Raw genomic sequence first — 6,495 nt, 5'->3', positions numbered from 1 at the left:
CCCACCACCAGCACCACCTCCTCGGGGCCGGCCGCGCGGGGGGCCCAGGGGATGGCCTCGCGGAAGGTGCGCTGGCCGGGCAGTTCCAGCCGCTCCCAGCGCTTGAGCACCTCCGGCTCGACCTTGCCCCACCGGTTGGTGCGCAACGCCACGAGCTCGGCCGGCCCGGCCCAGGTCACGCCGCCCTGGTTGTGCACCTCGAGCTCGAGCACCGTGGGGTAGAGCTCGCGCAGCGGGCGGCTCTTCAGGCGGGCCATCAGGCGGGGCGGGGGGCTCTCCTCCAGGCTCCAGCGGCCGGTGGCCGCGGCGTAGCGCAGCACGTAGGTGCCCGCCCGCCCGGGCGCGAGGCTCCCGCGGCCCCTCCCCTCGCTCCGCAGCACCAGGCGCAGGCCCTCGGGGGTGCGCTGCACCTCGCTCAGCCGGGCGCCGGGGTCTTGCAGCAGGGTGGCCCCGCCCAGCGGGCCGAGCCAACTGTCCAGGCGGCGGGGGTCGCGGCCGCCCTCGAGCCCCGGCAGGCGGCTGGCCCACGGCTGCCAGGTCTCGCGGTTGGTGGGCACGGGCAGCTCGAGGCCGTGCAGCTCGGCCGTGCTGCGGCGCACCACCGCCCCGGAGGGGCCGGAGTAGATGAGGAAGCCGGACAGGTAGTGCAGCCGCTCAACCGGCTCGCCCGGCTTGGCGATGACCACCGGGCCCTTCTGCAGCGGCACCCGCTCGCGCACCCAACTGTCGATGTAGTCGTCGGGCTCGAGGTTGTAGCTGCGCAGCACCTGGCCCTGGCCCAGGTTCCAGACCCCGGCCTGGGCCCCCTTGAGGTGCACCCGCCGGTCCACGGGCGAGAAGTAGATCCCGGGCGCGCGGTTGTAGGCCATGCTGTACTCGCCGCGGAAGCCCTCGGCCAGCCGCTGGGGGTGGATCTGGGGGAACTCGATGTAGGGCTGGTCGTAGCCGGGGGGCGGCGCGTCGCGCAGGCCGTTGACCCAGTAGGCCAGCTCGGGCGTGTCCTCCACCGAGTAGTCGTAGATGCCCTCCGAGCCGGGCTCGCCCTGCGTCGCCTCCACCAGCGTCACCGCCTTCCAGCTCTTCGTCGCCACCCAGGCGGGGTAGTCCCAGTAGGGCACCGCCAGCACCTCCTGGTCGCCCACCTTGACCCGCGTGCGCATCTCGTGGTTGCCGGCGACGGTGAGCGAGTAGCGCCAGTGGACGGGGTCGTCGGCCTTCCAGCTCATGCGGAAGGCCGAGCGGGTCGTGCGGTAGACCTCGGGGCCGAAGAGGCTCTTCTGGGGCCAGTAGTCGGCGCGCACCACCAGGTCGGCGTACTTGGGGTCGGGGGCGGTGCGGTTGAAGCGGTACCAGGCGAAGGGGGCCTCGAAGTCGGTGTAGGGGGGGAAGGACTTGGAGTTGAAGGAGAAGACCCCCGCGCTCTGGAAGCCCGACCAGGTGGTGCGGAAGGCGTGGGTGTTGAGCTCGTAGACCATGGGGCGGTTCTCGCCGAAGGGGTCGAAGCCCTGCACCACGCTGAGGTAGGGGAAGCTCGGCAGCAGGGGCTCGGCCAGCACGAAGGGAACGGCGGGGTCGGAGCGCACCCCCGCGCCGAAGCGCGAGTAGCCGCGGTCGGCGGAGGCGTCGTTGACGATGCGGGTGGTGTGCCACAGCGGCTCGCCGGGGCGGCTGGGGTTGGCGGCCACGCTGAGCCCGAACATCAGGCCCTGCTGCTCGTCGCTGGGCACGAGGCCCTCGAGGTCGAAGTTGGGCCGCCCGTCGCGCAGCAGCCAGTCCTCGTTCTCGTCGCGCGGCCACAGCTCGATGACCTGCTTGTGGGTGCCGGGGAGGATGTACTGCCCGGCCAGGGCCCGCACCTGGGCGCGCTCGCGCTGGTCTACGACGTAGACGCGCACCCGCGGCCGGTCCACCCGCAGCCCGAAGTCGAGGATCAGGTCGTAGCCGCCCGGGGAGAAGCCGAAGAGGAAGACGTCGCTGTTGGTGCGGCCCCACTGCCACCAGGGCTTGTCCCGCCGGTCCTCGGCCGAGATGGTGTGGCCGCGCGCCACCACCGCCACGTGCAGGGCGAGGCCGTTCCACTGCCCCTCCCAGCGGGCCACGTCGCCCTGGGCCCGCGCCAGCGGGAGGCAGAGGGTCAGGAGCAGCAGGCCCAGGGGGAAAGCCCACCGGGGGCCGGGCTTTGGCAGGGAAGCTCTCCTCATGCGGGCACCGTGTCGAGCTGCATCTGCTCGGCCCAGCCCTCGAGCAGGGCCAGGCTCCAGGTCTGGTAGGCGGCCTGGGTCGAATCTACGCGCGCCTCGGGCAGGCGCTGGCCCAGGCGCTGGCCCAGCGCCTTGAGCTGGGAACGGGCCCAGGGCTCCAGCACGCCGCCCTCGCGCAGCCAGCCCAGCAAGGGGGCCTGGAAGTGGCGCTTGGGGCGGTGCAGCACCTCGCGGGGCAGCTCGGCGAAGCTCTGCTTCATCAGGCCCTTGAGGCCCCCGTCCATCAGGGCCTCGGCGCCCAGCCGCAGCACGCAGTCGAGGAGGTCGAGGTCTTGCAGCGGCACCCGCGCCTCCACGCTCGCGTTCATGCTGGCGCGGTCGAGGCGCTGGTTGTAGTGCTCGGGCACGTTGAACAGCAGGTCCATGCGGGCGGCGAGCTCCACCGGGCGCAGGGGGCGGCCCGCCGGCGAGGGCAGGCGCTGGGCGCGCTCGTGCGCCTCCTCGAGCAGCGCCCGTAGGCCCTCGCCCGCCTGCGAAGCCGGCAGCCCGGCCAGCCGCGCCGCGGTCGCCGCGTCGAAGAGCACCGCCGAGCGCCGGGCGTAGCCCTCGAGGAAGGGCTGGCGCCACACGCTGGCCGCCCCGCGCAGGTTGTCGCGGGCGTCGCCGGGGAGGAAGGGCAGGCTCGAGGCCGCCCGCAGGGCCGGGCCCAGCAGGGGGATGCGGTCGTAGCGCTCGCCCTTCTCCACCGCCTGGTAGGTGGGGTAGCCCATGAACACCTCGTCGCCGCCGTGGCCGGTGAGCACCACGATGACCCCGGCGGCCCGCGCGGCCTGCGAGAGCAGCACCTCCCCGCGGAAGTAGGGCTCGAGCACCGGCTCGTCCATGCGGGCGAGCAGGTCGGCGGGGTCTTGGGCCACCTCGGCGGGGTCGAAGGGGATCTCGTGGTGCTCCAGGCCCAGCTTCTTGGCCTGCGCCGCGGCGAGGTCGGCGTCGAGCTCGGCCTCGGGGCTGCCCCCGCGCAGCGGCCGCAGGCTGAAGGAGGCCAGGGGGCCACCGCGGGCGACCACGTGCGCGATGGCCGAGGAGTCCACCCCGCCCGAGAGGAAGATGCCCACCGGCACGTCGGAGAGCAGTTGCCCCTCCACCGCCCGCTCCACCGCCGCGCGCAGGTCGCCGGGCTCGACGTCGCGGGCTTCCTGCCAGGCGCCGTACTGGATGAAGCCGCTGCGCGGCCGGCGCCCGAAGACCCGCACCTCGCCGGGGCGGAGCTTCTTCACGTCGTCGAGCAGCGAGAAGGGCGCGGGAACGAAGCCCAGCGCGGCGTAGAGCGCCACCCCCTGCGCCGAGAGCCGCCCCCGGCTGTAGGGGCGCAGGGCCCTGAGCTCGGAGGCGAAGTAGACCGAGCCGCCGCGCTCGAGGTAGAGCAGCGGCTTGACCCCCAGCGGGTCGCGCACCAGCGTGAGCTCCTGCTCGCGCTTGTCCCACACGGCCAGGGCGTACATGCCGTTGAGGCGCCCCAGGGTGCGCTCGAGGCCCCACTGCTCGAAGGCCTGCAGCACGGTCTCGGTGTCGGAGTGCCCGCGCCAGCCGCCCGGGGGCGTGGCGAGCTCCTGCCGGAGCCGGGCCTGGTTGTAGACCTCGCCGTTGAGCATTAAGGTGAAGCGCTCGCCCTGCATGGGCTGGTTGCCCGCCTCGGAGAGGTCCTGGATCGCCAGGCGGCGGAAGCCGAAGCCGGCGGGGCCGTCGTGGTAGGTCCCGCCGGAGTCGGGGCCGCGGTGCAGCACGATCTGGCTCCAGACCGCCAGGTCGGGGCGGGGCTTGCCTTGGGGAATGAGGTATCCGACGAAACCGCACATGAATGCTCCTCCGGGCGGGAATGCTTGGCTAAGTCCGGCTGCCCACGGCGGCCGGGGGGTTGAGGCAGGCGCGGTAAATCGCTTCGACCTCGGCCGCGACCTGCTCCCAGGTTAAAGCCTGCATGGCCCTCCTTCCGTGAGACCCGAGCTGCTGCCGCAGGGCCGGGTTCTGGCTGAGGTCGCGCAGGGCGCTCTCCAGGGCGGCCTCGTCGCCGGGCGGGACCAGCTTGCCCCCGCCCTGCACCACCTCGGGCAGCCCCCCCACGTTCGAGGCCACCACCGGGCGCTCGCAGGCCAGGGCCTCGGCGGCCACCAGCCCGAAGGGCTCGAGCCACACCGAAGGCACCACCAGCCCGTCGCAGGCGGCGTAGACCGCCGGCATCTCGCCCCCGCCCACCACCCCCAGCCAGTGCACCTGCCCGCGGGCCTCGGCGGCGGCGAGGGCGCGGCGCACCTCGAGCTCGTAGGCGGCCTGGGGGTCCTCGCGCTCGAAGCTCTGGCGCCACAGGGCGCTGCCGCCCGCGATCACCAGGTGGGCCTGGGGGATGCGCTCGGCCAGCCGGGCGAAGGCGCGGGCCAGGTGCAGCACGCCCTTCTCCGGCACCACGGCCCCGGCGTAGAGCCAGGCGGGGTCGCCGGCCTTGACGCCCCAGCGCCCGCGCAGCTCGAGGCGCTCGCGGGCGTAGCGGGCGGGGTCGAAGCGCTCGGTGTCCACGGCGTTGTAGACCCGGTACACGCGCTCGGCGCTCCCCAGGCCCTGCTCGAGCCGCCGCGCCACGAACTGGCTCACCGCCACGAAGGCGTCGCAGTGGCGGGCGACGGCGGCGAGGTCGGCGCCCGCGCCCTCGTGCAGCGGGTCGTGGTGCACGTGCACCACGCGGGCCCGCGCCCGCAGGAAGCGCAGGTAGCTGTAGAGGTGGCCGTGCGCCACGTCGAAGCCCTCGCGCAGCGACAGCAGCACGTAGGGCAGGTGGGCGCGGAAGTCGAGGCCCTGCCAGCGGGCCCAGGGCAGGGGCTTTAGCTGCACCAGCCGCACCCCCTGCCACTCCCGCCGCCAGGCCCCGGGCCCGACGCTCACCACCCACGGCTCGTGCCCGGCCCGCGCCTGCTGGCGGGCGAGCTCGAGCGCCACCCGCACCGCGCCGCTGGCCTGCTCGTGCTCGGGGTCCTTCGGCAGCAGCAATTGCCCCACCAGGTGCAGCACCTTCACGCCGCACCCCCCTGGGCCGGGGCCAGCTCCTGGGCGATGCGCCCCACGTAGCCCAGCTTCCACATCGCCGTCGCGTAGGACGCCGCCGCCAGCGCGATGCCCAGCAGCAGGCCCAGCGCGCCGGGGAAGAGGTGCAGCGTCAGCAGCGGGAGCAAGAAAGCGCACACGAAGCCGACGAGCGCGACCTGGGCGATCACCCCCCACGGCAGGCCCACCCCGGCCAGGCGCTGCACCAGGGAGTACTTGAGCGCGGCGTAGATCACCTGGGCGACGGTGTTGGCTATGGCCGCCCCCACCGCCCCGTGCTGCGGCACCAGCCACACGCTCAGGGCGATGCCCAGCAGCGAGGTGCCGATGCCGATGGGGAACACCGCCCAAGGGCGGTTGATGGCGTTGAGCGTGAGGCCGTACAGGCCCACCAGGCACATCGGCAGCATCCCGACGAAGAGCACCTGGGCGGGGTGGGCGGCCGCGGCTTTGTCGGCCCCGAAGAGCAGGGCGATGAGCTCGGGCAGCGTCACCAGCCCGCCCAGGCACAGCGGGATGGCGTACACCGCGCTCAACAGCCCGGCCTGCCGGATCTTGTGGCGGATCGAGGCCCAGTCCCCCTGCCCGAAGCTGCTGGAGATGGCGGGGTAGAAGCTGTTGACCAGCGCCCAGCCGGTCATGAACAGGAGCTGGAAGATGGTGTAGGCCAGGCTGTAGAAGCCGATCTGGGCCTCGGTGGAGTAGCGCTCGAGGAAGAACACCCCCGAACGCTGGATCATCACCAGCTCGAGCATCCCCATCACCACCAGCGGGAGGCTGAAGGTGAGGTAGTAGCGCACGGTGGCGGGGTTCGGCCACCAACGGCGCGGGCCGGGCTCGGGCCCCTCCTGCGCCGGGCTCAGCAGCAGCGCCACGCAGTTAGCCACCGGCAGGGCCAGCGTCAGCAGCAAGTAGCCCGCCACCCCCCAGCCCTGCCAGTAGGCCAGCAACACCAGCGCCACCTGCAAGCCGCTGCCCAGCAGGTTGGCGATGGAGGTCACGCGGTAGTTCTCCCGGCTCCAGAACAGCGACGACAACAGCGAGGCCAGCACCCCCGGCAAGGGCGCGGCCGCCACCACCAGCAGGTAGTAGCGGAAGGGGGGCGCGGCGCCCAGGGCCTTGACCAGCAGCGCCACGCTCAGCACCAGGCTCGAGCCCACCAGCACCAGCATGACCCCCCGCCCCAGCGCCCGCGCCTCCC

The 6,495-nt window shown here is 73.6% G+C and carries 4 protein-coding genes; all 4 read right to left on the bottom strand.

Annotated features, from left to right (window positions below):
* Window positions 1-2,201: hypothetical protein (locus Mterra_RS17695; RefSeq protein WP_147372915.1), on the bottom strand; the 2,201-nt coding region annotated here is incomplete at its 3' end.
* The gene (asnB, locus tag Mterra_RS17690) at window positions 2,198-4,057 is read right to left on the bottom strand and encodes an asparagine synthase (glutamine-hydrolyzing) (RefSeq protein ID WP_119316355.1); all 1,860 of its coding nucleotides are present in this window, start codon (window positions 4,055-4,057) and stop codon (window positions 2,198-2,200) included. The genes Mterra_RS17695 and asnB, both read right to left, overlap by 4 nt.
* A 28-nt stretch (window positions 4,058-4,085) precedes the next feature.
* Window positions 4,086-5,267: a glycosyltransferase family 4 protein gene (locus tag Mterra_RS17685; protein ID WP_170159726.1), complete on the bottom strand. Its 1,182-nt coding sequence runs from the start codon at window positions 5,265-5,267 to the stop codon at window positions 4,086-4,088.
* The coding region (locus Mterra_RS17680; RefSeq protein WP_147372914.1) for a lipid II flippase MurJ at window positions 5,264-6,495 on the bottom strand (1,232 nt) is incomplete at its 5' end. The genes Mterra_RS17685 and Mterra_RS17680, both read right to left, overlap by 4 nt.

Origin of the sequence: Calidithermus terrae, assembly GCF_003574345.1 — a bacterium.
Taxonomy (GTDB): domain Bacteria; phylum Deinococcota; class Deinococci; order Deinococcales; family Thermaceae; genus Calidithermus; species Calidithermus chliarophilus.
This window is presented reverse-complemented; position numbering and strand designations above follow the sequence as displayed.

Bases quoted from the DNA above. Each gene is read 5' to 3' on its own strand.
- asnB (WP_119316355.1), bottom strand. From the start codon at position 4,057: ATGTGCGGTTTCGTCGGATACCTCATTCCCCAAGGCAAGCCCCGCCCC.